Here is a 26,082-nt window from a genome sequence, read left to right on the forward strand (position 1 = left end):
ATCCGATTACCGCCCCGGCAACGCGAACGGGGAGGCCGGAAAGTCCTGCGCAACCACCGCAGCCAATTCCAGCACCGCTTCCCGAGTACCTGGACGCAGCCGGTCCAGATCGATTTCGGCGCCCTCTTCCAAATGCGGATCGAACGGAATCAGTCTCACCGCTCGGCAGCGCTGCTCGAAATGCTCGACGACCCGGGGCAGATCAACCTTGCCCGAGCGAGGCCGTACCGCGTTGATGACCGCTACGGACGTGGCGACCAGCCTGCTGTAACCGTGAGCGTCGAGCCAATCAAGTGTCGCGGAGGCGCTACGTGCACCGTCGACAGATCCGGAACTGACGACGATCAACGAATCTGCACCTTCGAGAATGGCCTGCATCGCCGAGTGCATCAATCCGGTGCCGCAGTCGGTCAGAACTATGCTGTAGAACTTCTCGAGCATGTCGACCGTGCGCGTGTAGTCCCCGCCGCTGAAGGCCTCTGAAACTGCTGGATCGCTGTCGGATGCAAGCACTTCGAGACGGTGGCGATTCTGCGATGTGTAGCCACGGACGTCGCTGTACTTCTCGATGCTGTTCTCGTCGCGCAGCAGGTTTCGCACTGTTGCCGGAGTTTCGAGCGGGATCTTCTGGCTCAGCGTTCCCCGGTCGGGGTTTGCATCGACAGCGACGACGCGATCGCCGCGGATCGAGCCGAACATCGACCCCAGTGTCGCAGTGGTCGTGGTTTTTCCGACGCCACCTTTGAGACTGAGCACCGCAACCTTGTAGCAGCCCTGCAGCGGCTGGTTGATCTGGCGCGTCAACTCGACGAGGTGCTGCTCCTTTGCACCGTTTCCGAGGTTCACCGATCGGCCGGACAACGTGTACAGCGCCTTGCGCCAGCCACCCACCGGGGCAGGCCGGACAGGCCGCTTGACGAGGAGCGCAGCCGAGAGATCTTGCGCAGTCATCGGGAGAGCCGACTCGAAGCGACTGTCCGGAGCCGAGTTGAATCCGGTCTGCGGCATCGGAGCGCGAGTAGGTGGCGCTGTCGGCGGGGCCATCGGCATGGCCAACCCATTCGGCACGGCCTGACCATTTTGCAGGGCGTGGCCGTTCTGCAGGGCCTGGCCGTTCTGCAGGGCCTGGCCGTTCTGCACCGGCGCAGCGCCGGGGTGCCCGAACTGCCGAATCACGGGATTTGGCGGATGCACGCCGGGCGCAAAAGGCGCCTGCGGGTGCTGGAGCGGTCTCGCGGATCCATGCGCGGTCGGACTGGGCTGCGAATTCTGGACAGGCAGCGGACTCTGGACAGGCTGCGGAGGGCCAGTTCGCGAATCCGGAACCGACCCTGCACGATTCGTAGGTTCGTAGGTCTGCATCGGCATCGCGGGCGAGGTCGAGAACTGGCCGTTGATCGGGCCGGGCTGTGCTGCCGGATACTGGATGACCGGAGTCTTGGGACCTGGTACCGGCGCCGCCGGAGTCGCTGGGGTCGTCGTCGGCGGCGGAGCGGCAGGTGCACTGGGCGCCTGGCCGGCGACTTGCTGGAGCGGGCCGGAGTCGACCGGGGCCACGAAGAGACTGCGAACATCACTGGGAACCGAGTCGGATGACGGCTCGGGCGCGGATGTGCGCAGCTCGCGCCGCGTCGGCTCGGCAGGACGCACCGGCTCCCACAATCCTGCTCCGGCGTCTTCGATCTTGTCGGCCATCTCGCAGTTCCCCCTCGTCGATCCCGCAGCTACCAGACAGCTAGTAATTCACCAAGCTGCATCGTAGCTGGCGCCGCCCCTGACTTACCCGCCGGTAATACCTACAGACCGGTCGGCAGCCACCCACGGTACCTCGAGAGGATCAGTTGAGTCCCGCGTAGGAGTGCAAGCCGGACACGACCATGTTGATGATGAAGAGATTGAACAGCATCGCAACGAATCCGGCGATGTTGATCCAGGCAGCCTTCGTCTCCCGCCAACCAGACGTTGCCCTCGCGTGCAGGTAGGCCGCGTAGATCACCCAGGCGATGAAGGACATCGTCTCTTTGGGGTCCCAACCCCAGAAGCGTCCCCATGCAGCTTCCGCCCAGATCGCACCGAGGATCACACCTGCGCCGAACAGCGGAAATGCGATGATCGTGCTCTTGTATGCCAAGCGGTCGAGCGTCTGGGCGTCCGGCAGTCGCTCCGCGATCCGGCCGCCGATGCTCGTGCCTTCGTCACCGGGCGGGAACTTCAGTCGCAACAGGAACAGGAGGCTGGCGATACCGCCGATCATGAAGATGCCGGAGCCGACGCTGACGATCGTCACGTGAATCGGCAGCCAGTACGAGCGCAGCGCCGGAACCACGGGAGCCGCGTCGGCGTAGAGAACCGTGCCGGCGAGGAACATCAAGATCAGAACCGGTACCAGCAGGAAGACCCACATCGGACGGTACGCCGGCTTGATCAGCAGGACGTGCCCGACCAGCAACGACGCCGCACACGCCATCGCCACGAATTCGTACATGTTGCCGAGTGGGAATCGTTCCGTCGCAAATCCGCGGAGCACGATCGACGCGATGATCAGTACCGTTCCGACAACCAAGACAGCTCGGCCCATTCCGCCGAATCGCTCCGAGAGCGACTTGGTCGGAGTCTCCGCGACCCTGCCAGGCACGGACGCGTCGACTCCGCCGGCAGAGACCAGTTCCTTGTCCTGAACCGCCTTTGCTCTGGCCGACGCGTACTGCACGATGAGCAGCACAAACGCCAGCACGAGCACGGTGAAGGCGGACTTGAAGGCCCAGTCGCTGTACTGCGCGAGTGTCTCGTTGGTTGTCATCGGGCGTTCTCCTGCGCGTGCGGTTGGTTCACCGCGGTGGTCGGATTGCTTTTCAGCAAGCGGTCGGCGAGGCGGTCGAACTCGTCGCCCCAGCCTGCGTGGTCGGTGCGGGCAAGCCCACCAAGTTCTACTACAGTACGTCGTTCGTCATCTGGATAGATACGTGCCCAGACGCGGCGACGCTTGATCACGAGCGAGACGAGTAGCCCCGCCATCATCGTCAACGCTGAAACCAGTACCCACACCTGAGCGGGATCGTGGGAGACCTGCAGGTTGACGAAGTCGACGGCACCATCGAATCGCACCTGAGTTCCGTCGGCAAGCGTCGCGCTCTCACCCGGGAACAGATTGACTCGGTCCTGCTTGACCAGCCGGCCCTGATTGATCAGTTCGGTGTTGAGCTCGAACAGCGATTGCGGGTTACCGGTATCGAGTCCGGTATCACCCTTGTAGATGTCGATGGCGACTGCCGGATCGTTCATCGCCGGGTAACTCGACGACAGCAGGTTGCCGTGGAACAGCGCTGTGGGCGCGAACAATCCTTCGATGGCAATCTGGTTCTTCCGGCGCTCGTCCGTATCGGGATACATGCCGCCCGGCGGGTCGAAACGCATCGCGCCACTACTCAGGAACGTCGTGGCGTCGTCCGGACGCCACTGGAGCGTCTCGGTGCGGGTCTCACCGTTCGGGAACGTGACGGTGAATGTCGGCGCGTATCCGTGTCCCTGCAGGTACACACGATCGCCGGCGATCCGCAGCGGGTGGTTCACCTGGATGGTCGTGTCCCGCCAGGTATCGGACTCGAGGTCGTCGCCTGCCTGGTACGAGATGTCCGAGGTGAACATCTCGGCCTGACCGGTCTCGAGGTAGTCGGCCTGGAAATTCTTCACACGGACACACAGCGGAGTCATGCCGGTGCCGTCGAGGCTCAGGCCCGCGACGAACGAGTCAAACACTGCCGGCGAAGTCGTGCAGAATCCGGGGCCGTCGTTGGCGATAACGATGCGATTGCCCTCGTAGCCGAACAACTTGCCCGCGGCAATCGCGATCAACAATCCGACCAGGGACAGGTGGAACACGAGGTTGCCGAATTCGCGGAGGTATCCCTTCTCCGCCGAGATGGTGATCTCGCCTTCGCGTCGTGATTTCGTATCGCCGCGACGCGTTTCGACGCGCCACCCACGTAGTTCTTTCGACACACGGGCAGCAAGTTCGTCGGGAGTCTCGCCGTCGACGACGCTCTTGGTGTGGTGCGGCAGGCGAGCAAGATTGCGCGGCGCATTCACCGGACGGGTGCGCAGCGCCTTCGCGTGCTCCACGCAACGCGGCAGGATGCAGCCGACCAGCGAGATGAAGAGCAAAGCGTAGATCGCGGTGAACCAGAAGCTGCTGAACACGTCGAACAGTTCGAGGCGGTCCATCCACGGACCGAGCGTCGGACGCGCGGCGATGTAGTCGGCGACCTTGCCCTCGTTGAGGGTTCGCTGTGGCAGCAGGGCGCCGGGGATCGCAGCGAGTGCGAGGAGGAACAGCAGAACCAGCGCGGTCCGCATCGAGGTGAGCCCGCGCCAGGTGTTGCGCCCGAGTGCAACGACTCGACCGATCACCGACTGCTTCGGCAGCACGGGTGTCGGGTTGTCGTTATTGTCGTCAGCTGTCATATCGGCAGCGTCACCTCCGAGATAAATGCGTCGCGAACCCAGCCGACGAACTGGTCCCACGCGCCTGTGACGAGGGCGATTCCCACTGCCACCAACATGATTCCGCCGAAAATTTGAATGGTGCGTGCATTACGACGCAACCAGCCGACGCCGGTCAGCGCACGCGCCGACCCCAGCGCCAGAAAGATGAACGGCAGGCCGAGTCCGATGCAGTACGCGACGATCAAGGTGACACCGCGCGCGGCGGTCATCCCGTCGGTTCCCGCGGCTACGGACATCACGCCTGCCAACGTCGGCCCGAGGCATGGCGTCCACCCCAGCGCGAACACTCCCCCGAGCAGCGGCGCCCCCACCAGCGACGACACACGACGCGGTTCGAAACGGACGTCTTTCTGCAGCGCCGGGATGAGTCCGATGAACACCAGGCCCATCGCGATCGTGACCACACCGCCCACGCGCATCAGGACCTCGCGGTTGACGAGCAGAGTCGAGATCACGCCGAACACCGACGCGGTCGCGAGAACGAAGACGACGGTGAAGCCGGCGACGAACAATCCGGCCGCACCGGCGACCCTCAGGCGGCTGCTCCGGGTGATCGTCCGGGTCCTCGCCTCGTCGGCGGTGATCGCGGGGGCGTCGGCGCCGACGACGCCGGCCAGGTAGGACAGGTAGCCGGGGACGAGCGGCACGACGCACGGTGAAGCGAACGACACCAGACCGGCGAGCACACAAGCGCCGAGGGCCAGCAGAAGCGGACCGGACGACGCCGCGTTCTGAAACGCTTCGCCCACACCGGCACTCAGTGTGTCGCTGCCTGCCAGCAGCGTGGTGGTCGTGGTTGTCATCTTTACTGCGCGTCTTCCTGAGCTACTCGCTGGACGACGGGCAGCAAATCCTCGGCGAGAAGTTCTTGGAGGAACACCGCGGCAACGCGATGCTGGCGGTCCAGGACGATCGTCGTCGGAATGACCGACGTGGGGTAGCCGTCACCGAGGGCGATCAGCGAACGCATCGACGGGTCGTAGATCGACGGGTACGAGACCTTGTTGTCGACCACGAAGTCCTGCGCTTTGTTCTTGGTGTCGTCGCGGACGTTGATGCCGAGGAACTGCACGCCCGAATCCTTGGTCTGCTCGTAGACCTGTTCCAGGTCGTCGGCTTCGGCGCGGCACGGCCCGCACCACTGACCCCAGACGTTGAGGACGACGACCTTGCCCTCGAAGTCGTCGACGCCGACCTTCTGACCTTCGTTCATCAGATCGGGCCCGGAGAGCTTGCCGATGGTGCCGCGGTCGGACGGTGGATCGTAGAAGATCTTGGTCTGCCCGCCCGGTGAGACGAAGTCGAAAGTTCCGCCCTGTGCGACGGCGTCGTCGCCGGTCGCGCAGGACGAGAGAAGAAGCATCGCCGACGCAGCGGCTGCGAATGCTGCGGCGATGCGGCGCGAAATCATGCTCCTGTCACTCTCGGGTCGGAGGCACCGGCAGGTTCGGAGTAGACGATGTCGACCAGGGTGTCGCCTTCGTAGACCAGTGAGGTCAACGAGGCCAGTCCACACTGACGGTGACGGGGATCGTGCCAGAGACGCTCGCCCTGCAGGAATCGACGCAGTGTCCAGACCGGAAGCTGATGGCTGACTACGACGGCTTCGTGTCCGACTGCCGCGACGCGTGCGGCGTTGACGGCTGCGAGCATGCGATGAGCGATCTGCAGGTAGGGCTCGCCCCAGGACGGGGTGAACGGGTCACGCAATTTCCACCAGTGACGCGGACGTGAGAGCGCACCGTCCCCGACGGCAACCTTGAGACCCTCGAACTCGTTGCCTGCCTCGATGAGGTTTTCGTCGGTGACGATGTCGAGCTTGTGTGCCTCGGCGATCGGCGTCGCGGTCTCTTGTGCGCGCTGCAGCGGCGATGCGACCACGTGGGTGATGTCGTGATCGGCGAGCACCGACGCGACCGCACGAGCCTGGGCTTCGCCCGCCACCGACAACCGGAAGCCCGGGAGCCGTCCGTAGAGGATCCCGCGCGGGTTGTGAACTTCGCCGTGGCGAAGGACGTGGACGATGGTGCGGGTGGACGTGTGGTCGGGGTGATCGGCGTCGGTCACAGTCGAGGGTCCTCGCTGAAGAAGATGGATGTCGGAAGCGTGCGGTTGTTGCTCGAGCTTGAACGTGTCAGGGGTTGACGGCAGCAGCTGCGGCCTTGGCGGCGTGCGGCATGGCGTCGGCGATGATCGAGAATGCTCGATCATCGAGTGCAGCGGAGACGAACCACGCTTCGAACGCGCTCGGCGGCGGGTACACGCCGCGGGAGAGCAACGCGTGGAAGAAGGCGGGGAATCGCCAGGTCTGCGCGGCTTTGGCTTCGTCGTAGTTGGTCACCGTGTTCTCGGTGAAGAACACGCTCACCAAGGTTCCGGCGTACTGCACACGGTGTTCGACGCCTTCGGCGGTGAGGGCTTGGGTCATGAGGTCGCCGAGGGCGGTGGCGTTCCGGCCGAGCTTGGCGTACACCTCGGCGTCGGCGGCGCGCAGACTCGCGAGTCCGGCGGCGACGGCCACGGGGTTACCCGAGAGGGTGCCGGCCTGGTAGACGGGACCGTCCGGCGCGAGGTGACCCATGATGTCGCCGCGGCCGCCGAATGCTGCGGCAGGCAGGCCGCCGCTCATGACCTTGCCGAAGGTGTAGAGGTCGCCTGCGACGTTGTCGATGCCGTACCAACCCGAGGCGCTGACGCGGAATCCCGTCATCACCTCGTCCATGATCAGGAGTGCGCCGTGCTCACGGGTGAGACGACGCAGACCCTCGTTGAAACCGGGAAGCGGTGCGACGGCGCCCATGTTTCCGGCGGCAGCTTCGGTGATGACGCACGCGATGGCGCCGGGGTTGGCGGCGAACGCCGCGGCGACTGCGTCGAGATCGTTGTAGCGGACGACGATGGTGTCTTCGGCTTGAGCGCCGGTCACGCCGGGCGAGGTCGGCAGCCCGAACGTCGCGAGGCCCGATCCGGCGTCGGCGAGAAGGGCATCGACGTGGCCGTGGTAGCAACCGGAGAACTTGATGATCTTGGTGCGGCCGGTGAATCCGCGGGCGAGGCGGACTGCGCTCATCGTGGCTTCGGTTCCGGAGTTGACCAGACGAACCTTTTCCACGGGCGCGACGCGGGCGACGATTTCCTCGGCGAGAGCAACTTCGCCTTCGGTCGGCGCACCGAAGGAGAGACCTCCGAGGGCTGCTTCGCGAACGGCTTCGACGACTGCCGGGTGAGCGTGCCCGAGAATCATCGGACCCCAGGACGACACCAGGTCGACGTAGTTGTTTCCGTCGACGTCGGTGAGGGTGTAGCCGGATGCTTCGCGAATGAATCGCGGTGTTCCGCCGACCGAACCGAACGCGCGGACGGGCGAGTTGACGCCACCCGGAATCACGTTGCCGGCACGTTCGAAGAGCCGAGCGGAGTTCGTTGCATGCACGTCGGGATCACCGGAAGACACAGTCACGGCTTCCAGTGTCCCAGTTCTGTCGAATCTGACAACGACAGGGTGTAGGACTTCGGTGCTCGAGGCGAGTTTTCCGGTCGAACCGGGCCCCACGTGAGACGATTCCGAGCATGAAGCGACTGTTGACGACGCTGATGGTCTCGGCTGCGATTCTTCTCACATCGTGTGGTTCGGACGCTTCGAACGACGACAAGGCGACAGTTTCGTCGCCGCCGAGCGCCACAGACTCGGCTCGAACCACCGCGACAACGAGCACCGACCCGGCGTTTCTCGGCGGGTGTTCGGCAGTGTCCGTCTACGTTCAGCAGCGTGTTCAGAGCGGCGACACGTCGACACAGACAGCGGGCGCCGACTTCCTGAAGATCGTCGAGAACGACCCTTCGTACCAGGCTATGTCCGAGAGCGAGAAGGAACTCTTCCGCCAAGGAATCGAAGCGGGTGCCGCGGGCTCCTGCTGAATGTGAGGTTGGGATCGAACCGGGTTGCCCGCGGTGCGCTACGCGCTATCGTCGGTTCCATGGCCACCACAGCGGACCACCTCAGGACAACACTCGACGGACGCTGGCGGGAGGTGCGTGAGCGCGTTCGCGGCGAATTGAACGACGAACGTTTTGCTCCGCACTACACACCCAACACCGCCATTGCGCGCTCCAAGGCTCTCGAACAGATGCGGGTCCTCGCCGATCTCGGCTACGCCGCAAACGGTTTCGCGGTCTCTCACGGCGGAACGGGCGACGCGGGTGGCGCCGTCACCAGCATCGAGATGCTCGCGATGTCCGACCTCTCACTGATGGTCAAGGCCGGCGTGCAGTGGGGACTGTTCGGCGGCGCCATCGAAAACCTCGGCACCGAGAGTCACCACCAGGCGTACGTCAAGCCGCTGATCGACCTGGACCTGCTCGGTTGCTTTGCGATGACCGAGACCGGTCACGGCAGCGACGTCCAGGAACTCGAAACCACGGCAACCTACGACGTCGAGACGGGCGAGTTCGTCGTCAACTCCCCCACCCCGTCTTCTCGCAAGGACTACATCGGCGGCGCTGCCCAGCACGCCACTGTCGCGGCAGTGTTCGCACAGCTGATCACCGGAGGCGAAAGCCAGGGCGTCCACTGCTTTGTCGTGCCGATTCGTGACGACGCCGGCAACGACCTCCCCGGAGTGACGACGTCCGACTGCGGGCTCAAGGGTGGACTGCCCGGAGTCGACAACGGCCGCATCGTCTTCGACCAGGTCCGCATCCCGCGGGAGAACCTGCTCAACCGTTACGCCGACGTCGCCGAGGACGGCACGTACAGCTCGGCGATCGAGAACCCGAACCGTCGGTTCTTCACGATGGTCGGCACATTGGTTCGTGGACGTGTCACCGTCGGTGGTTCGGCGGCAGCGGCCGCCCGCGTGGGATTGGCCATTGCCGGTCGATATGCCCTGCAGCGCAGGCAGTTCAGTGCTCCGAAGAGTGACGACGAGGTCCTGATCATGGACTACCTCGTCCATCAGAAGCGTCTGCTGCCGTTGATCGCCCGCTCGTACGCTCTGCAGTTCGCACAGAACGAACTGGTCGCCGCGATGCACGACATTCAGAGCAGCGACGACCCGGACCCGCAGGAGCAGCGCGAACTCGAGGGTCGTGCCGCCGGACTCAAGGCCGCCAACACGTGGCATGCCACTCGGGCAATCCAGGAAGCACGCGAAGCCTGTGGTGGCGCAGGCTATCTCGCCGAGAACCGCCTCACCGCACTCAAGGCTGACACCGACGTCTTCACCACGTTCGAGGGTGACAACCACGTTCTGACGCAGTTGGTCGCAAAAGAACTCCTCACCTCGTACGCCGACGAAGTCCGCGGCATGAGCCCGGTCGACTGGATGCGCTTCGCGGCAACGACGGTCTCCGACGTGGTCAAGAAGCGCACGGCAGCGCAGCAGATCCTGCAGACGATCGTCGACACTCGCCAGGACAACGAAGAGGACGGCAGCCTCTTCAACCGCGGCACCCAGATGAAGATGTTCGAGGACCGCGAGGAGTACCTACTCGCCACTGCGGCAAGGCGATTGCAGGCAGCGCAGAAACGCGAGGAGAACCCGTTCGACGCGTTCAACTTCGTGCAGGACCACGTACTCAAAGCCGCTCAGGCGCACATCGAGCGTGTCATCCTGGAAGCATTCGTCGCCGGCATCGACTCGTGTGAGGACGAGACCGCAAAGGAACTCTTCGGCGAGGTGTGCGATCTCTACGCACTGTCCGTGATCGAAGAGGACAAGGCCTGGTTCATGGAGCACCGGCATCTGTCGGTGGAGCGTTCGAAGGCCGTGACGCGCGGGATCAACGAGCGTTGCCGCACCCTGCGCCCCCACGTCGAGACACTGATCGACGGGTTCGGCATTCCGGACATCCTGCTGGGGTCCGCGATGCTCGACGGACCGGGCACGGACGCCGTACGGCTGAAGTAGACAGTTCGGGTGGGGTCGGCAATCGCCGGCCCCACCACATTTATTGCGCTGCCGTCTTTTTCGACTGCCGAGAGGCAAGCAGTCCGGTCAGGCCGAGTGCCGCGACCAGCCAGATCCCCAGAACGAGCAGGTGCGGTCCGGCGCCGTTCCCATCGAAGTAGATGACGGAGCGGATGGGCTCCATGGCCGCTGATCCGAGCCAGAACGAATGGATGTGCTGCCAGAATCCGGGCAGGAACGACACCGGGATCGCACCACCCGAACTCGGGAAGTTGATGAAGACGAGCACCGTCAGCACCGCGAAGATCGCGGCTTGGCCGAGCAGTCGATTGAGCAGGATGCTCACCGCACCGACGGTGAACGTGTAAACCATCGAGATTCCCAGCAGTTGTAGGATCTGACCGACCGACGCCCCGAAGGCGTGCATGAAGATGCTGGTGATTCCGAAGGCTATGAGCGGGGTGAGTATCGCCGCACCGGCCAGGATCGAATACTGCTCTCGCAGCCGCATTCTCGGCGCAACCTGACTGAGCACCGTGATGGTCAGGTAGCCACCGAGGGTGCAGACGATCAGGAAGTAGAAGAGCCCGACGGTCGAGGAGTCGCGCGCCGTGACGGGCGCCGAGTCGATCACCGTGACCTGCTGCCCCGTCTGCTCCGCGACGGAATGCGCCAAGCTGCTCACCACGGAAACCGTCGAGGCGCCCGCACCGGTGGCGATATGTGCGGTCACGGTGTCACCGATCTCGACGGCGCCGATAGCGTCACGGTTGTCGATGCGCGAGATCGCGTCAGCCGAGTTCTCTGTGGCGACGAAGTCGAATTTGTCGCCAGACGTGGCTTCGATTCCCTCGATCAACGACGCCGTCACAGATGCTGGACCAACCACCACGATCGGTGCCTGGTTCGGCAACGGCGAGTGGAACGCGCTGACGTAACACAGGCAGAACATGATGACGAAGAACAGCGGAAACGCGAGTCCACTGCCCACCATCTTCCAGTTGGTCGGCGGATCGACAACCTCTTCACTGGGAACGCGGACATCGGTATCTGTCATATTTCACACTCTCTTCACTAACCGCATCTAGCTGTCAACACCGTTGACAGACTCAACAGTCAACACTGTTGACACGTTAGAGTCAACGCCGTTGACAACGAGGTCGGCGAGCGAGCACAGAGGTCGATGTCGTGACATCCACGAGGCACACACCAGAGCAGGAACAGCCCTCGACGTCCGAGGCGATTCGCGCCGCAGCGTTCCAACTATTCGGTGAGCACGGGTTCGGCGGCACGTCAGTTCGCGCCATCGCCAAAGTTGCCGGAATCGATCCGGCCCTGGTCATCCGGCATTTCGGGTCGAAGGAAGCGCTGTTCCTGGAAACCACTCCGGTTGCGGACTACTTCGAAGGTCAGTTCGACGGCCCACTCGACACCCTCGGTGAGCGGATCGCAGCCTTCGTCCTGGGCAAGGCCGACGCCCGGATGCTGTCGGTGTACACAGCGCTCATGCGAGCGTCGGACAGTCCACGCATCCGGGAGCGACTGCGCGAGATGACAGGCACGTTTGCCACCAATCTCGCCGCTCGCCTCGACGGTGAAGACGCGTACACCCGCGCACTCCTGGTCTCCGCCCAGGTGTCCGGCCTGTTGAGCGTCCTCAGCGACGAGAGCATCCCCCAGTCCGCAGATCGCGACGAGTTGGCAAAACTCTACGGCCGGGCGATGCAGACGCTGATCGATCAGTACTGAGTGATGACCTCCTCGGCAAACCGTCGAATGGAGTCGAGTCGCCCCTGACGATCACCGGCGTCAACTCCGTAGCGATACCAGGGCAACACTCTGATTTCCGTGACTCCGAGAGTCTCGAGTTCGCGATATCCGTCCAGATCACGAACATCCGTCGGCGAGACGTTGACGCCGAAAGGAACATCGGCACGACCGTACTCGACCCGCAATTCCGTGAGGCGATCGATGGCGGAGGCCAATTCGGCATTGGTCGCGTTCACCGACATCCAACCGTCAGCCAGCCTGGCTGCACGACGCAACCCCGGTTCGCTGTGCCCACCGATGTAGATCGGAACCGGAATCTCCGGAGCCGGACTGATCATCAGAGCGTCGAAATCGTAGTGCTTGCCGTGGTATTCGACCCATTCCGGCCCACGTCCCGCACACACCGCCTTGATGATCTCGATGGCTTCGTCGGTACGCGCACCGCGGGTGCGCATCTCGGTACCGGTGAAGGTGAATTCCTCGGGAATCCAGGACAAACCGACGCCGAGGGCGACGCGGTTCCTCGACATCACGGCCATGGTCGCGACCTGCTTGGCTGTCAACAGCGGATCGCGCAGTGGAAGTTTGAACACGTTGGTGTAGAACTGAATTCGCGATGTGACGGCCGCCATCGCCGCCATGGCAATGAACGGATCAGGCATCGGCGTCTCGGGCGCCCACATCCGCTTCCCGTCAGCAGTGTACGGGTACGGCGCCGACACCTGCTCGGGATAGAACACGGAATCCGGCATCGCGATTCCGTCGAACCCCACCTCTTCGGCGACCTGCGCCAACTCGCACAGTTCCAGGGCGTCGATCATCGCACCCGCCAAGGACCACTTCATCGTTCCACCGTTTCGCCGTTGGGCGAGATCCAAGCGCCGCCCAAGAACATGATGTCGGTGATGTTGCGTACGACGCCGTGAACATTGCCGTCCCATGCGGTCAACACCGACGCCGGCCCCCAGATCACGTAAGGCACAGTCGCGTTGGCGTACTCCTGCACCTTGCTGATCGCCTCACGGACAGCATCGTCCGTCGATGCCGTCTGCACAGCTGTGATCATCGCGTCCATCTCCGGGTCCGCGAAGCCGGACGGGTTGTTCTTCGAATCACTGGCCATACTGTTGTACAAGTTGAGGTACGGCGCTTCTTCTCCGACCGGAGCGCCACCTCTGGTCATGTCGAAATCGTGGTCCTTGTATACCCGTCGAACCAGATCGGTCACATCGGTCGCGTAGTCGATGGTGACGTCGAAACCGATCGCGTTCAGCGACGCCTGAACCGTCAGTGCCGTCGCCTGTTGGCTGGGCTCCGGGGTGGTGAGGTAGCGGAGTTTCCCGTCGTACCCGTCGGACTTTGCTTGATCCAGCAGCGCCTTTGCCTTCACCTGATCGAACGGAATACCTGCTGTGTTGTTGAACCAACGTGACGTCTGCGGGACCAGATCGGAACTGGCGGTGCCCAATCCGTTGTTCGCACGAGTATTGACCGCCGCCGGATCCACCCCGTAGGCGATCGCCTGACGGACGCGTACATCGGCCCCGGGCTTGCCCTCGCGATTGTTGATCGTGCCGATCCCGTTCTGTCCGGTCGGACTGAGGTAACCCGAGTATCCGTCGTCGAGAGCTTGTTCGATCACGGCCTCGTCGCGGAGGATGTACGTCATGTCGATCTGGCCGCTCTTCAACGATTCGTACTGAGACTGCGCACCCGACGTGGGAACAAACCGCACTGTGTCCAGTGGAGGTTTACCGCCCTGATAATCCGTGCGTGCGGCGAGTACCAGTTCTTCGTGCGGGGCGAACTTGGCCAAGGTGAACGGACCCGCCCCGATCGGTGTGAACGCTCCCTCCCCGGTTCCTGAAACCGACCCTGCCCCTCCCCCTGAACTTCGCGCAACGATCATTCCGGGCCCGAGCGACAACAGCGCCGGGAATTGACGCCAGGGCCGCTCGAGCACGAATTCGACTGTGGTGGCGTCGAGCGTCTCGATCCGATCCACGATGTTGAGCCAGGTCTGCGATACATCACCCTTGCCTGCCACGAATCGATCGATACTCCACTTCACCGCTTCCGCGTCGAGCGGACTTCCGTCACTGAAGGTGAGGCCATCAGCCAAAGTGACGGTGTACGAAGTGAAGTCGCTGTTGTTCGACAGTGTCTTCGCGAGTTGTGGCACGAAGCTCCCGTTTGTGGAGTCGCTGCGTACCAGCGTGTCGTAAATCGCGGCCATTTCGGTTCCGCCGGTCGAACCGGCGGCTTGCGTTCTCATGGGGTCCAACGAGGAAGGGAACGAATAGGACCCGAAGGTGAGAACACCGCCGTCGATCCGCTCCCCCACATCTGGGGCGCCCACAAAACCAGCTGCGCCACTACTGCTCGGTGAAACCGATCCCGAGGTGCCCCCACTACTGGAGGCACACCCGGCCAACATCAATGCACCGGCGAGCCCGAGCGCGACAAAGCGAGGGCCGAACCTAATCTTCCTGGTGTACATACGTTCCCAATCTCCGTCGGCGCGTCAGATCTTGACTACCTTGGACGTCGGGATCGGGTGCGAGTCCGCCTTGATCCAGCGCAGCGCCCATGTGCCCTCGGCATGCGAATCGGTGTCGATCCAGTTGCCGTAACCCGGATCCTTCGCCGCTACGACGATTGTCATGGTGCCGTCGTCGTTGAGCTTCGCGGTGTGATTGTTGATGTAGATGTTCGTGCGGTTGTAGTCGAGAGACTCGACCCAGAAGTTCTGCAGCACGAAGTTGAAGTACTCGCAGTTCGGAACCTCGGTCTCGATGACCCACGCCTCGTCCTCGGCGAGCTTCCAGTAACCGTGGAAGTAGAAAATCGTCGGATCGCCGCCGGCGTCCTGGAAGTAGTCCTGTCCCCAGTCGAAGATCTCGTTGGTGTGCGGCTGGAATTTGCGCGACCACTCCAGGAAGGTCTCCGCCATCCCCTTCACGATCCCGACGGACTTGGTGAGACGCTCGCCGATCTCTTCCGGACTCAGCGGGACGAACTCGCCGTCCGGGTTCAGGCATTCGATGGTCAGATCACCGATGACCTCGTTGCGCCGATCCTGGTGAGTTTGCCGAACGGAGATGAGGTTGCTGTCGGGCGCCAAAGGCAGCCAAGCGCCCTCAGCGGGCTTGTCGACGCTCGCGATGAACTCGAAACGGCCGTTCTCGTCGACCTCGAGGTCGTGGATATGCAGATCTCCGGTCTGCAGCATGGTGCCGTCGATGTGGTACCGATTGACGCGCGAGCCGAAGGTGATCAGCGGGACGGTGCCTCGGGTGCCGATGATCCGGTAGTTGTACTTACCGGAAATGTTGGCGCGCATGTAGACGTTGTCCGGGTTGTCGGCACCGATCTTCGTCATCATGTTCGGGTTCGGAGCCGACGAGAACTGCGGCCACCGCGGATCGGTGTACTCGACACAGTTGATCGTGCCGTACCGAAGCAACCGACTCAGGTAGCGGACGCCCTCGGCTTGAGTCAGCGGATCCTGAGGGACGATCTCGTCTTCCAGGACCTTTCCGACCTCGAGCAGATCTGCGCAGAACTTTTCCCAAACAGCATTCATGTGAATCTCCTTGTTTCAGTTGGGGCTTCGCCCTGTGCGCCTTTTTGGTAGTCGGCACTACCAAAAAGGCGCACAGGGCCGGAGGGCTTCAGGGTGTGGTGGCGAACTTCGCTTCGACGTCGGCAGCGCTCACGCCGAAATCCGCGAGCGAATAGCGATGCGACGGACGACGGTGCTCGGCAAGGCTCGCCTGATGCGACGCCTCCACCGCTGCGCGAGCCTCGTCAGTGAATGGCAGGTCGAACTGCGCGTAGATCTTCTCGACGGTGCCGACCGCATCGGCGATGAAGTCCTTGTAGTCGACGTCGATGAACTGATCGGGGTTGTAACGGCTACGGGCATTGTTGAAGTTCGCATTCCCTCGCGCCCACAACTCCAGTTGCGTGCGCCCGATGGCCGGACGATCGAAGGCCCTCGACATGTCGTGTCCGCCCTGCTCGACGAGGCTGAAGGTGGACGCCATCGATGTCAACGGGTCCCGGAAGGTCCGAACGAACAGTGCATCCGGATAGACCGACATGATCTCGTCGATCGCGAAGACATGGCTCGGGCTTTTGAGCACCCACCGTCTGTCCTGGTCGTGCAGCCCGATCAACTGCAGGTTCTTCTTGTGCCGCGCATATGTTTCGGTCCAATCCTGCTCCGCCAGCCACTGCGTGTAACTCGGCACGTACGCCACCGTCTCGAACGCGGTGGAGAGCAGCGTCTGCTGCAGCAGACGCCAACATTCCTCGACCTCCTCCGCCCCCATGAAATGCACCTTCATCAGGTCCGCTTCGTTGCGCTGGCGAGCACGGTAGAAGGCATCGGAGCGAACGTAATCTTCGTTCTCCGACCACTTGTCGCGCTCGGGGCGCGGCTGCGGCGTCTCGGCGAGCCACATCTCGGCGCCCTGATGCGCCGGGTCGGCACCGAGCAAGCGGTGCAGCGCGGTGCTGCCGGTGCGGGTCAACCCGACCACGAAGATCGGGCGTTCGATCGAAACATCGACGTGCTCGGGGTATTTCGCGAATCCGGCCTCACTGGTCAGGCGTCCCGCGAGCGCTCCGACGATCATCTTGCGAGCGATCACCTTGCCGTGAGGAGTGAGGTCGGCCTCGTTCTGGAACGACTCGAGGAGAACTCGAAGTCCTTCGAGATAGCTGTCGCTGCCGAAGTTTTTGTACCCGGCCGCCTCGCGCGCAGCGTGGTGCAGGTCATCGATGGAACCGATGCCGTCGTAATCCTGTGTCATGGCTAATCCTTGTATGAGTTGATCAGTGGTGCGTGTGACCGCAGTTGACGTCGAGACATTGCCCGGCGATGGCTCTGGCCGAATCGGACAAGAGGAAGACGACGGCATTGGCGATGTCGTCAGGTTCGGGTAGCCGGCGCAGATCGGCGCCCGCTGCAACCTCGTCGTAAATGACCTTGGGGTCGACCCCAGCTGCCGCCGCCTTTTTCTCGAACATGTTCTTGACCGAGTCCGCCCAGATATAGCCGGGAGCAACCGAATTGACTCGAACGCCCTTGGGACCGAGATCGATCGACAAACTGCGTGCCATTGCCAGGAGCCCGGATTTCATGATGCGGTAGGCCCCGAACCCGGGAAGCTGATTACGCAGCACCATGGACGTCACCATCACGACGGAGCCCTCCGCCTCGGTCAATGCCGGCACAAACGCGCGTGTCACGTTCAACGCCGCAAGCAGGTTGATGTCGATACCCGACTGGATGGACGCCATGTCGGCGTCCAGGAGCGGGACCTGCGCGGGTTGAACAAATGCGTTGTTCACCAAGCAATGCACCGCACCGAACTCAGCGACAGTTGTCTCCGCCAACGAAGCGATCGAATCGACGTCGGTGAGGTTCGTCGGGACGGCCAACGCGATTCCGCCGCGGTCTCGAATCTCCCTTGCCACCGATTCCAAGCGCTCGGGTGTGCGGGCAGCCAGAACAACCTTCGCTCCGGCCGCCGCACTCTGCATCGCAATCGAACGACCCAGCGCCGGGCCCACTCCCGAGACGACGACAACCTTGCCTGCCAGCAGGCCCTGATGGGTCAGCACAGCGCCTGCGGATCGAGAACAACACTCAGGGAGATGATCTTGCCGTTCTCGTCGAACTCGAACACGTCGGTGGCAGCGAAGTCAGGGATACCGGCGCGCTGCACCCGAAGCTGCATCGCTGCGTACTTTCCCGTCACCGAAATCGGACCGAGCAGGCTGACTGTGAAATCGACCTGCGCGTTCGCGGTATCGAATTCGCGAATCTCCTCGATTCCGCGGTAGGTCCGGCCCCCCAGCGGTTCGTGTTGAACTGCGTCGGGCGCAAACAGCGCAACCAGTCCGTCGACGTCGTGACTTCCGAGACACTTGACGTAATCCTCTACGGCAGAAACTATTTCAGCCCTGTCAGGCATAGATGCTCCTCGTGTTCAGGCGGATCAAGAAATGGTTCCGCGGGCGCGGAGATGGTCGACGATCGCGATCGCAGCGTCCTCGGTCGTCGTGACACTGGTGTCGATGTGAATGTCAGGGTTCTGCGGCGGTTCGTACGGCGAATCGATTCCGGTGAAGTTCACCAACTCGCCCCGTCGAGCCTTCTTGTACAGACCCTTGGGATCTCGCTCCTCTGCGACGGCAAGAGCGGTGTCGACGAAGATTTCGACGAACTGTTCGTCGCCGATCAATTCACGGGCGGCATGACGCTCCGCCTCGAACGGTGAAATGAAGGACGCGAGCACGATCAGACCGGCGTCCGCCATCAGTCGGGTGACCTCGGTGACGCGACGGATGTTCTCGACGCGGTCGGCTTCGGTGAATCCGAGGTCTCGATTCAGCCCGTGACGGACGTTGTCTCCGTCGAGGAGGTAGGTGTGCGCGCCGAGTGCGTGCAGTTGACGCTCGACATCGTTCGCGATGGTCGACTTTCCCGAACCGGAGAGACCGGTGAACCACAGAACTGCGGGTTGGTGTCCCTTGAGCCTGGTGTGCGCGGCCTCGTCGACGTCGACGGATTGCCAGTGAATGTTGTCCGATCGACGCAGCGAGTGCGTGATCATGCCCGCACCGACAGTGCCGTTGGTAAGGCGGTCGATGAGGATGAAGCTACCGGTGTCACGGTTGCCGACGTACGGGTCGAACGGGACCGGTCGATCGAAACTGAGGTTGCAGACACCGATTTCGTTGAGCGCGAGAGTAGTCGTTGCGGTCTTCTCGAGAGTGTTGACGTTGATCTTGTGTTTCGGTTTGGTGATGCGCGCAGTGACTGTGACGGTACCGATCTGGCACAGGAACGGCCGTTCGGGCAGCATGGGAGCCTCACCCATCCAGACGATGCAGGCCTCGAACTGATCGGCTACGGCCGGCGGATTGTCGCCGATGGACAGCACATCACCGCGACTGATGTCGATCTCGTCGGCGAGCGTGATGGTGACCGAGCGGCCCGCACCGGCAACGTCGAGGTCGCCACCCATGGTCACGATGCGCTCGACTGTGGACGTCTTTCCACTGGGGAGCACGCGGATGGGATCTCCGGGAGATACGGTGCCTGAAACGATCTGGCCGGAGAATCCGCGGAAGTCGAGGTCCGGCCGGTTGACCCACTGCACCGGCATCCGGAACGGAGCCGCGGCGGCAGCATCGTCGATGTCCACGCTTTCGAGATGCTCGATCAGGCTTGGTCCGGAGTACCACGGGGTATTCGCACTGCGCTCGGTGAGATTGTCACCCATGTATGCCGACATCGGGATGGCGACGAACCCGTCCAGACCGATCTCGTGAGCGAACCCTGCGTAATCCGCGGTAATGGCATCGAAGACCTCTTGCGAGTAGTCGACGAGGTCGAGCTTGTTCACGGCAAGCACCACGTGCTTGATCCCCAGCAACGAGACCAGATACGAGTGCCGGCGGGTCTGAGTCAGTATCCCCTTGCGGGAATCGACAAGGATCACCGCAAGATCGGCGGTCGACGCGCCCGTCACCATGTTTCGGGTGTACTGCTCGTGCCCCGGAGTATCGGCGACGACGAACTTGCGTCGCTCGGTCGTGAAGTAGCGGTAGGCGACGTCGATCGTGATGCCCTGCTCACGTTCGGCGGCGAGACCGTCGACCAGGAGCGCGAAATCGAGCCCCTCCCCCTGGGTTCCGCTCTTGCGCGAATCGGCTTCGAGCGCCGTCAACTGGTCGTCGAAGACGAGTTTCGATTCGTAGAGCAGACGGCCGATCAAGGTGCTCTTGCCGTCGTCGACGCTGCCGCACGTGATGAATCGCAGCATGCTCTTGTTCGCATGACGTTCGAGGTACGCCTCGATGTCGTCAGCGATCAGATCCGAGGAAACAGTCATCAGAAGTACCCCTCTTGCTTCTTCTTTTCCATCGACGCACTGGAGTCGTGGTCGATGACCCGTCCCTGGCGTTCGGAAGTGGTGGTGAGCAACATTTCCGAGATGATCTCGGTCAGGCTCGTGGCGGTCGATTCGACGGCTCCGGTCAGCGGGTAGCAGCCGAGGGTGCGGAAACGAACGCTCTTGAGCTCCGGAGTCTCTCCCGGCAGCAACGGCATCCGGTCGTCGTCGACCATGATCAGCGCACCGTCCCGCTCGACGACGGGCCGCTTGTCGGCAAAATACAGCGGAACGATCGGAATCTCTTCCTGGCGTATGTATTCCCACACATCCAGCTCGGTCCAGTTCGAGAGAGGGAAGACGCGCAGGCTCTCGCCCGGCGCTTTGCGGACGTTGTACATCCGCCACAGTTCCGGTCGCTGCTGCTTGGGATCCCAACGGTGCGCAGCTGATCGGATCGAGAAGATGCGTTCCTTGGCGCGGGATTTTTCTTCGTCACGGCGGGCGCCGCCGAATGCAGCGTCGAACTTGTAGTGATCGAGGGCTTGTTTGAGGCCTTCGGTCTTCCACATGTCGGTATGGACAGCGCTGCCGTGAGTGAACGGGTTGATCCCCTGCTTCACGCAGTCCGGGTTGGTGTGGACGATCAGATCGAGATCGCCTGCAGCAGCGGTACTGTCACGAAGTTTGTACATTTCACGAAACTTCCACGTGGTATCGACGTGCAGAAGCGGAAACGGCAGCTTCGACGGATAGAAGGCCTTGCGCGCCAGATGCAGCATCACGGCGGAGTCCTTGCCCACCGAGTACAGCATCACCGGGTTCTCGCTCTGGGCAACAGCTTCACGCATGATGTGAATGCTCTCGGCTTCGAGTCGTTCGAGGTGCGTCAGTGTCGCGGTCATCGGCCCAGTTCCTCCAGTGCTTTCGGGGCGAGTTCGGGTCGGCAGATCAGCAGATCCGGCAACCACGGGTTTTCCTGGTTGTAGCGCAGTTCGCTGCCATCGATACGCGAAACATGCAGTCCCGCAGCACGTGCGACAGCAACGGGCGCCGCCGAATCCCACTCGTACTGTCCGCCCGCATGTGCATAGATGTCTGCCTCACCCGAGACGACCGCCATTGCTTTGGCTCCGGCGGATCCCATTTCGATCAACTTCGCGCCCATCGAGTCGGCCATGCGCATGACCGGTTCCGGACGCCGCGTCCGCGACACGACGACCCGCACCGGTGTCGAAGCGCCGCGCTCGGTTCGATCATCGCTGCTCGAATAGGTGACGCCAAGGGCAGGCATTGCGACCGCACCTGTTGTGAGGACACCGTTTTCGGTCAGCGCAACATGAACGGCCCAGTCCGATCGTCCGGCCTCGCCGTACTCACGGGTGCCGTCGAGAGGGTCGACGATCCACACCCGATCCGCCTTCAGCCTCGCGAGGTCGTCAGCCCCTTCCTCCGACAGCACTGCATCCGCAGGAAAGCGTCGGGCAAGTTCGGCGACGATGAATTCGTGACTGAGCCGATCGGACGCGTTCTTGAAAGTCGCGACATCACCGTCGTTTTCGCCGAGGGATTTCCGATGGTCGAGCAGAAGTTCTCCCGCCGCAGCGGCGATGTCGATCGCCGCGCGTTCATCGTTAGTGCGTGTCATAGGTACTCCACAACTGTGTAGACCTCCCGATCGATACGGGAAGAAAGGTCAGGCCGACCGCAGAGTGTCCAGCGCTTTGCACTGGCCTCGATGTGGTCTGCGCCATACCGTAACACCAGAATGAACAATGTTCATTCTATTTCGAACAATGTTCATTCTATGATCTACATCACTTTGGATTTTAGGTGGCGTTCAACAACGAACAGCGTTCGATGTAAATTGAGGATGCCGAGCCGCCCGACTACGGTGGTCAAATGAGCAGTGCCAGCAGCAAGTCGATCTACGGTGACGCCGAAGTGCGTCGGCGCCGAACACTCGACGCGGCGATCTCGCTTCTGGACGAGGGAGGCTACTCCGCGCTCACCATCCGCGCGGTCGCTAAACGAGCCGGCACCAGCACCGGACTGATCTACCAGTACTTCGTCGACAAGCAGGACATCTTCGCCGCACTCCTCAGCGAAAGTCAGCTGGAAATGGCGGACTTCGTGAACTCGCTCCCCCGCGAGCAGGGACTGAGTGCCTTACTCGAGTCCATGATTTCCGAGTTTGCTCGGCACTGGGCACGGGTGGGACGACTCACCACCACTTGGCGCGACATCGAAGGCATGGCCGGGTCCGACCGAGAAAGCATGCGGGAACTTCACGCATCCGTAGCGATCTACAACTCGGCATTGATTCGAGCGCTCACCGAATCTGCTGCAGCCGAAGGGAGCCGGTTGATCGACGACCCCGCGTTGATCCATCTCGTGCTCTCCGGACTCAAAGGCCTGTCGGACACCATCGTCATCAACATCGCCAAAGAAGTCACACCCGAGTACTTCGTGAGCTTCTCCGCCCGGGCGCTCGCGCGGTCCATCACGGAGTGACGGACCGACACCTTACGAACGAACGAGGCGAGCGATGGCCGCCTGAGCTTCCTTGATCTTGACGTCCGCTTCCGGACCACCCTGCTTGGCAGCTTCGACGACGCAACCCGCAAGGTGGGCGTCGAGAAGCTTCAGGGACACGGACTGCAACGCGCTCGTCGCGGCGGACACCTGGGTGAGCACGTCGATGCAGTACCGGTCGTCTGCGACCATGCGCGAGATTCCGGCTACCTGACCTTCGATACGACGAAGGCGTTTGAGCAGATCGTCCTGCTCGGGGCTGTAACTACTCATACCGCAACTATACCCCCTACCCGTATGAGGGCTACTGCGATGCGACGAAGCCCACCCGGACGCGGCGCACGACATCGATGGCCATCAGCCCCGCAACCAGAATCGACAACCCGGCGCCCGAGATCCAGAGACCGTCGTAGTGCGTGCTCTCGAACGGCGGAGCGCCCTCCAGTATCGGTCCGAAGTCGGACGTCGTCGTACCCGCTCGCCAGCACACGACCGCCAGAATCGTTGCGGCGACGATACCGAGTACACCGATCCACGTCTTCACGTCGACACGCGGGGATGGCTGTGGCTCAGTCATCGGCAGACCCGTCCGGTTCGACACCAACCACAACGACCTGACTCAACGCCTCGCGAAGTGCCTGATCGTCCTTTGCCCACGCCCGCACCAATCCCCCGGTGGTCAAACGTAAGCCGATACCGTGCCGACGCCTGGGCACTCCGGACAGCTCACCGAGCGCGCGTGCCGTTTCCCACGGTTCCATTTCGTCCTCGTAGGCAGCGTCGTCGGACTCCGGGAACACCTCGGCGATCTCGGTGATCGGCACCTCTTCGGTTCCCTGACGCAACGTGGTCGCGGTCAGAAGTACGCTCGCGTGCCGCCGTGCTGCGATCACCTGCACGTAGACCAACCCGGTGAGGATCACGGCGAACATCGCCAGACCGAACCAATGCACCACCGGGCCGGTGAACAGCTCGATGACCAAGGCGATCAGGCAGAAGATCGGACCGAACGCGATGGCCCACCACCGAGAACCCGGTTCGTAGTACAGAACGTCCGGGCCGATTTCCGGCGCGCGATCAGCCACGGGCAAACCAACTTCGGGTGGTGTCGCGGTAGATCGCGACGCAGGCACAGATCAGCATGACGGGAACAACCAGCGCGAGCACGGTACTGATCCCGGCCACGACCAGCGCGATCTGCAGCACCGCGAACACTCCGGACACGATCACCAGGATCCGTCGGCACAACGCCCGTCCGGCGCGAGTGGGACCGGCGAGGCCACCGATCGCGAGGCCGGTCAACAGCAGAACCAGCCCTGACACCCGCACGAAGGTGACGTAGATGTCGATGTTTCCGGCCGAAACGCCTTGATCGGTGAATTGTTCACGCAGCGAATACGAGGCGCTGGTGACATTGATCAGGCCGAAGAGTATGAGTAGGAACGCGCTGGCGATCCACAGCCAGAATGCTGCCTCGACGGCCGTCGGGCGCCGGACCTTCGTAGAGATACTCACGGGTTCAAGTGTGCGCTATCCGCTGACGATGCCCGGAATCATGAGCACCAGGAGTGTCACCAGAACTGAGGCTCCAAGGATCGCGAACAAGATCACTTCGGTCCGTGAACCACGTTGGCGCAGTGGAGCGTCGTGGGTGCTTTCCGTGCGCAGGGCTTCCTGAGAACTCATTGTCTACGACCTCTCCCCTACTACTGCAGTGACCCGTTTCACAGTACCCCGAGCTACCTATCGGTTCCCCGCCGGGGGGAAACGAAGAAAGTACGGATTGGACTCTTTTCGGTGCATCATCACGATCGCCCCGACAGCAGCAACTGCCTGCAGGATTTCCGCTCCGCCGAACAGCAGAGTGGCCGCGCCGCCGTCGCCGCCGAGCCCGAAGATCACGGGGATCGCAGAGACCAACATGAAGACTCCACAGAACGTCAGCAACATTCGAGCCCAGTTCTTGCCACGACTCATCGAGCGCACGAACAAAAGGAACACCGCGGTGACGATCACCACCAGGACAGCGGAGAACACGATGACCAGTGGGAACATGCCCTCAACGTCGGAGCGTGTCAGACCGGCATCGACAGCCGCCTGGTTCCTGAGCATCTCGTCGACGAACATCGACTTCTGCCCGAGCAGCATCCAGATCATCGCGCCGCCCTGGACCAATCCCAGCGCCGTCACAGCCCACCACAACTGAATCGCAGTCACGACGTCCGTCGGCGGCTCGGGTTTCGGCTGGGGGCCCGGGTATCCGTTGTAACCGGGGCCGTATCCCGGGATCTGACCCGTCGGCATCGGTCCGAGTTCGCGGTACGGCTGATTCTCGAACGGCTGGTTCTCGTAGGGAGGTTCCCGGCGGGGCGGTTCCTGGCGCGACGGCGGCCACTGCTCGGTCATGACACCAGCGTATCGGTCGATACCGGTGCAGCCACCATGCGTGACTCTGTCACAGCCATCCGGCAACTTCCGACGCCCAGTACGTGAGGACCACGTCGGCACCGGCGCGGCGAATGCTGGTGAGCGATTCGAGAATCGCCGCGTCCCGATCGATCCACCCGTTCTGCGCGGCCGCGGTGATCATCGAGTACTCACCCGAGATCTGGTACGCCGCGACCGGAACCGGAGACCGGTCGGCGGTCTCACGCAGAATGTCGAGGTAGGACATTGCAGGCTTGACCATCACCATGTCAGCGCCCTCGGCGATGTCGAGGTCTACCTCGCGCATCGACTCGCGGCGGTTGGCGCCGTCCTGCTGATAAGTGCGACGGTCGCCTTGCAGTGAGGATCCGACGGCTTCACGGAACGGCCCGTAGAACGCTGACGCATATTTCGCGGCATAGGCGAGCTGACCGACCTCGACATACCCGGATGCATCGAGCGCGCCGCGGATCGCAGCCACCTGACCGTCCATCATGCCGCTGGGGCCGAGCAGGTGCGCACCCGATTCAGCTTGCGCGAGAGCCATTTCGACGTATCGGATCAAGGTCGCGTCGTTGTCGACAGCGCCGCCGGCAGTCAACACGCCGCAGTGGCCGTGATCGGTGAACTCGTCGAGGCAGGTATCGGCCATGATGACCGTCGAATCGCCGAGTTCTTCTGCCAGAGCGCGCAATCCGACGTTGAGGATTCCGTCGGGATCGGAGGCACCGGACCCCTGGGGATCCTTGTCCTCCGCCTTCGGGACACCGAAGAGCATCAGACCACCGACGCCGGCTTCCACTGCTTCCACCGCGGCGGACCGCAGCGAATCGAGGGTGTGCTGGAAAACGCCTGGCATGGAACTGATCTCACGCGGCGTATCGATGCCGTCTGCGACGAACATCGGCAACACGAGGTGCCGGGGTTCGAGCGAGGTCTCTGCCACGAGTCGCCGGAGCGCTGGGGTGCGCCGGAGCCGGCGAGGGCGATGAGTGGGAAACACGAGAAGTAGCCCTCCTTCGTCG

28 protein-coding genes are annotated in these 26,082 nt (G+C 62.7%); 4 read left to right on the forward strand and 24 right to left on the reverse strand.

Annotation, left to right across the window (positions count from 1 at the left end):
• Nucleotides 1-6: 6 nt before the first annotated feature.
• From H351_RS23660 to hemL, 7 genes are all read right to left on the reverse strand, one after another.
• Nucleotides 7-1,695, reverse strand: coding sequence for a MinD/ParA family ATP-binding protein (locus H351_RS23660; RefSeq protein WP_029254851.1), 1,689 nt, complete (start codon nt 1,693-1,695; stop codon nt 7-9).
• A 142-nt stretch (nt 1,696-1,837) separates the two neighbouring features.
• Nucleotides 1,838-2,800, reverse strand: coding sequence for a c-type cytochrome biogenesis protein CcsB (gene ccsB / locus H351_RS23665; RefSeq protein WP_019744351.1), 963 nt, complete (start codon nt 2,798-2,800; stop codon nt 1,838-1,840).
• Nucleotides 2,797-4,461 carry a cytochrome c biogenesis protein ResB gene (gene resB, locus H351_RS23670; RefSeq protein WP_021333939.1) on the reverse strand — a complete coding sequence of 555 codons (1,665 nt, stop codon included), beginning with the start codon at nt 4,459-4,461 and terminating at the stop codon, nt 2,797-2,799. The genes ccsB and resB overlap by 4 nt, the downstream gene beginning before the upstream one ends.
• The gene (locus tag H351_RS23675) at nt 4,458-5,306 is read right to left on the reverse strand and encodes a cytochrome c biogenesis CcdA family protein (RefSeq protein ID WP_019744353.1); all 849 of its coding nucleotides are present in this window, start codon (nt 5,304-5,306) and stop codon (nt 4,458-4,460) included. Before H351_RS23675 ends, resB begins: the two co-directional genes overlap by 4 nt.
• Nucleotides 5,307-5,308: 2 nt before the next feature.
• Nucleotides 5,309-5,914, reverse strand: coding sequence for a TlpA disulfide reductase family protein (locus H351_RS23680; protein WP_003942071.1), 606 nt, complete (start codon nt 5,912-5,914; stop codon nt 5,309-5,311).
• Entirely contained in the window at nt 5,911-6,570 is a 660-nt protein-coding gene (locus H351_RS23685) for a histidine phosphatase family protein (protein WP_003941868.1), read from the reverse strand. Before H351_RS23685 ends, H351_RS23680 begins: the two co-directional genes overlap by 4 nt.
• 67 nt (nt 6,571-6,637) lie before the next feature.
• The gene (gene hemL, locus H351_RS23690) at nt 6,638-7,963 is read right to left on the reverse strand and encodes a glutamate-1-semialdehyde 2,1-aminomutase (protein ID WP_029254850.1); all 1,326 of its coding nucleotides are present in this window, start codon (nt 7,961-7,963) and stop codon (nt 6,638-6,640) included.
• Between the two features lie 110 nt (nt 7,964-8,073).
• On the opposite strand from hemL, the gene H351_RS23695 reads away from it, so the two are divergent.
• Together H351_RS23695 and H351_RS23700 are read left to right on the forward strand one after the other, a co-directional pair.
• Entirely contained in the window at nt 8,074-8,421 is a 348-nt protein-coding gene (locus tag H351_RS23695; RefSeq protein ID WP_029254849.1) for a hypothetical protein, read from the forward strand.
• A gap of 59 nt (nt 8,422-8,480) precedes the next feature.
• Nucleotides 8,481-10,412: an acyl-CoA dehydrogenase family protein gene (locus H351_RS23700; RefSeq protein ID WP_029254848.1), complete on the forward strand. Its 1,932-nt coding sequence runs from the start codon at nt 8,481-8,483 to the stop codon at nt 10,410-10,412.
• A 40-nt stretch (nt 10,413-10,452) separates the two neighbouring features.
• Here the strand turns inward: H351_RS23700 and H351_RS23705 are convergent, their stop codons facing one another.
• Nucleotides 10,453-11,469, reverse strand: coding sequence for an ABC transporter permease (locus H351_RS23705; RefSeq protein WP_029254847.1), 1,017 nt, complete (start codon nt 11,467-11,469; stop codon nt 10,453-10,455).
• A gap of 131 nt (nt 11,470-11,600) precedes the next feature.
• Between H351_RS23705 and H351_RS23710 the strand changes: the two genes are divergently transcribed.
• Nucleotides 11,601-12,161, forward strand: coding sequence for a TetR/AcrR family transcriptional regulator (locus H351_RS23710; RefSeq protein ID WP_019744357.1), 561 nt, complete (start codon nt 11,601-11,603; stop codon nt 12,159-12,161).
• On the opposite strand, the gene H351_RS23715 is transcribed toward H351_RS23710, so the two are convergent.
• From H351_RS23715 to H351_RS23755, 9 genes are all read right to left on the reverse strand, one after another.
• Nucleotides 12,152-13,027, reverse strand: a complete 876-nt coding sequence (locus tag H351_RS23715; protein WP_019744358.1) for a TIGR03619 family F420-dependent LLM class oxidoreductase — start codon at nt 13,025-13,027, stop codon at nt 12,152-12,154. The genes H351_RS23710 and H351_RS23715 overlap by 10 nt on opposite strands.
• On the reverse strand, nt 13,024-14,682 hold the full coding sequence (locus H351_RS23720; RefSeq protein WP_019744359.1) for an ABC transporter substrate-binding protein: 1,659 nt from the start codon (nt 14,680-14,682) through the stop codon (nt 13,024-13,026). The genes H351_RS23715 and H351_RS23720 overlap by 4 nt, the downstream gene beginning before the upstream one ends.
• A gap of 24 nt (nt 14,683-14,706) precedes the next feature.
• Nucleotides 14,707-15,768: a DUF1214 domain-containing protein gene (locus H351_RS23725; protein WP_019744360.1), complete on the reverse strand. Its 1,062-nt coding sequence runs from the start codon at nt 15,766-15,768 to the stop codon at nt 14,707-14,709.
• Between the two features lie 88 nt (nt 15,769-15,856).
• A complete protein-coding gene (locus tag H351_RS23730; protein WP_029254846.1) occupies nt 15,857-17,002 on the reverse strand; it encodes a sulfotransferase family protein in 1,146 nt (381 codons plus the stop codon).
• A 22-nt stretch (nt 17,003-17,024) separates the two neighbouring features.
• Nucleotides 17,025-17,816 carry an SDR family oxidoreductase gene (locus H351_RS23735; protein ID WP_019744362.1) on the reverse strand — a complete coding sequence of 264 codons (792 nt, stop codon included), beginning with the start codon at nt 17,814-17,816 and terminating at the stop codon, nt 17,025-17,027.
• Complete coding sequence (locus H351_RS23740) at nt 17,810-18,169, reverse strand: nuclear transport factor 2 family protein (RefSeq protein ID WP_019744363.1); 360 nt, start codon at nt 18,167-18,169, stop codon at nt 17,810-17,812. Before H351_RS23740 ends, H351_RS23735 begins: the two co-directional genes overlap by 7 nt.
• A gap of 24 nt (nt 18,170-18,193) precedes the next feature.
• A complete protein-coding gene (gene cysN / locus H351_RS23745; RefSeq protein WP_019744364.1) occupies nt 18,194-20,095 on the reverse strand; it encodes a sulfate adenylyltransferase subunit CysN in 1,902 nt (633 codons plus the stop codon).
• Entirely contained in the window at nt 20,095-21,000 is a 906-nt protein-coding gene (gene cysD / locus H351_RS23750) for a sulfate adenylyltransferase subunit CysD (protein WP_019744365.1), read from the reverse strand. The genes cysN and cysD overlap by 1 nt, the downstream gene beginning before the upstream one ends.
• Complete coding sequence (locus H351_RS23755) at nt 20,997-21,743, reverse strand: 3'(2'),5'-bisphosphate nucleotidase CysQ (RefSeq protein ID WP_029254845.1); 747 nt, start codon at nt 21,741-21,743, stop codon at nt 20,997-20,999. The genes cysD and H351_RS23755 overlap by 4 nt, the downstream gene beginning before the upstream one ends.
• Nucleotides 21,744-21,997: 254 nt before the next feature.
• Here H351_RS23755 and H351_RS23760 point away from each other — a divergent pair, with 254 nt between their 5' ends.
• Entirely contained in the window at nt 21,998-22,609 is a 612-nt protein-coding gene (locus H351_RS23760) for a TetR/AcrR family transcriptional regulator (protein WP_029254844.1), read from the forward strand.
• A gap of 12 nt (nt 22,610-22,621) precedes the next feature.
• Here H351_RS23760 and H351_RS23765 read toward each other — a convergent pair whose 3' ends face one another.
• The 7 genes from H351_RS23765 to hemB are packed head-to-tail and all read right to left on the reverse strand — an operon-like array spanning nt 22,622 to nt 26,060.
• Nucleotides 22,622-22,903, reverse strand: coding sequence for a metal-sensitive transcriptional regulator (locus tag H351_RS23765; protein WP_003942012.1), 282 nt, complete (start codon nt 22,901-22,903; stop codon nt 22,622-22,624).
• Between the two features lie 31 nt (nt 22,904-22,934).
• Nucleotides 22,935-23,207 carry a hypothetical protein gene (locus tag H351_RS23770; protein ID WP_007735305.1) on the reverse strand — a complete coding sequence of 91 codons (273 nt, stop codon included), beginning with the start codon at nt 23,205-23,207 and terminating at the stop codon, nt 22,935-22,937.
• Nucleotides 23,200-23,715 carry a hypothetical protein gene (locus H351_RS23775; protein ID WP_003941872.1) on the reverse strand — a complete coding sequence of 172 codons (516 nt, stop codon included), beginning with the start codon at nt 23,713-23,715 and terminating at the stop codon, nt 23,200-23,202. The genes H351_RS23770 and H351_RS23775 overlap by 8 nt, the downstream gene beginning before the upstream one ends.
• Nucleotides 23,708-24,145: a hypothetical protein gene (locus H351_RS23780; protein WP_003942066.1), complete on the reverse strand. Its 438-nt coding sequence runs from the start codon at nt 24,143-24,145 to the stop codon at nt 23,708-23,710. The genes H351_RS23775 and H351_RS23780 overlap by 8 nt, the downstream gene beginning before the upstream one ends.
• Nucleotides 24,146-24,160: 15 nt before the next feature.
• Nucleotides 24,161-24,316 (reverse strand): hypothetical protein, encoded by a 156-nt coding sequence (locus H351_RS32310; protein ID WP_019744371.1) that lies wholly within the window; start codon nt 24,314-24,316, stop codon nt 24,161-24,163.
• Between the two features lie 57 nt (nt 24,317-24,373).
• Entirely contained in the window at nt 24,374-25,036 is a 663-nt protein-coding gene (locus H351_RS23785; protein ID WP_019744372.1) for a hypothetical protein, read from the reverse strand.
• 49 nt (nt 25,037-25,085) lie between these two features.
• Nucleotides 25,086-26,060, reverse strand: a complete 975-nt coding sequence (hemB, locus tag H351_RS23790; protein ID WP_029254843.1) for a porphobilinogen synthase — start codon at nt 26,058-26,060, stop codon at nt 25,086-25,088.
• Nucleotides 26,061-26,082 lie beyond the last annotated feature (22 nt).

It is taken from the genome of Rhodococcus erythropolis R138 (assembly GCF_000696675.2).
Taxonomy (GTDB): Bacteria; Actinomycetota; Actinomycetes; order Mycobacteriales; family Mycobacteriaceae; genus Rhodococcus_F; species Rhodococcus_F erythropolis.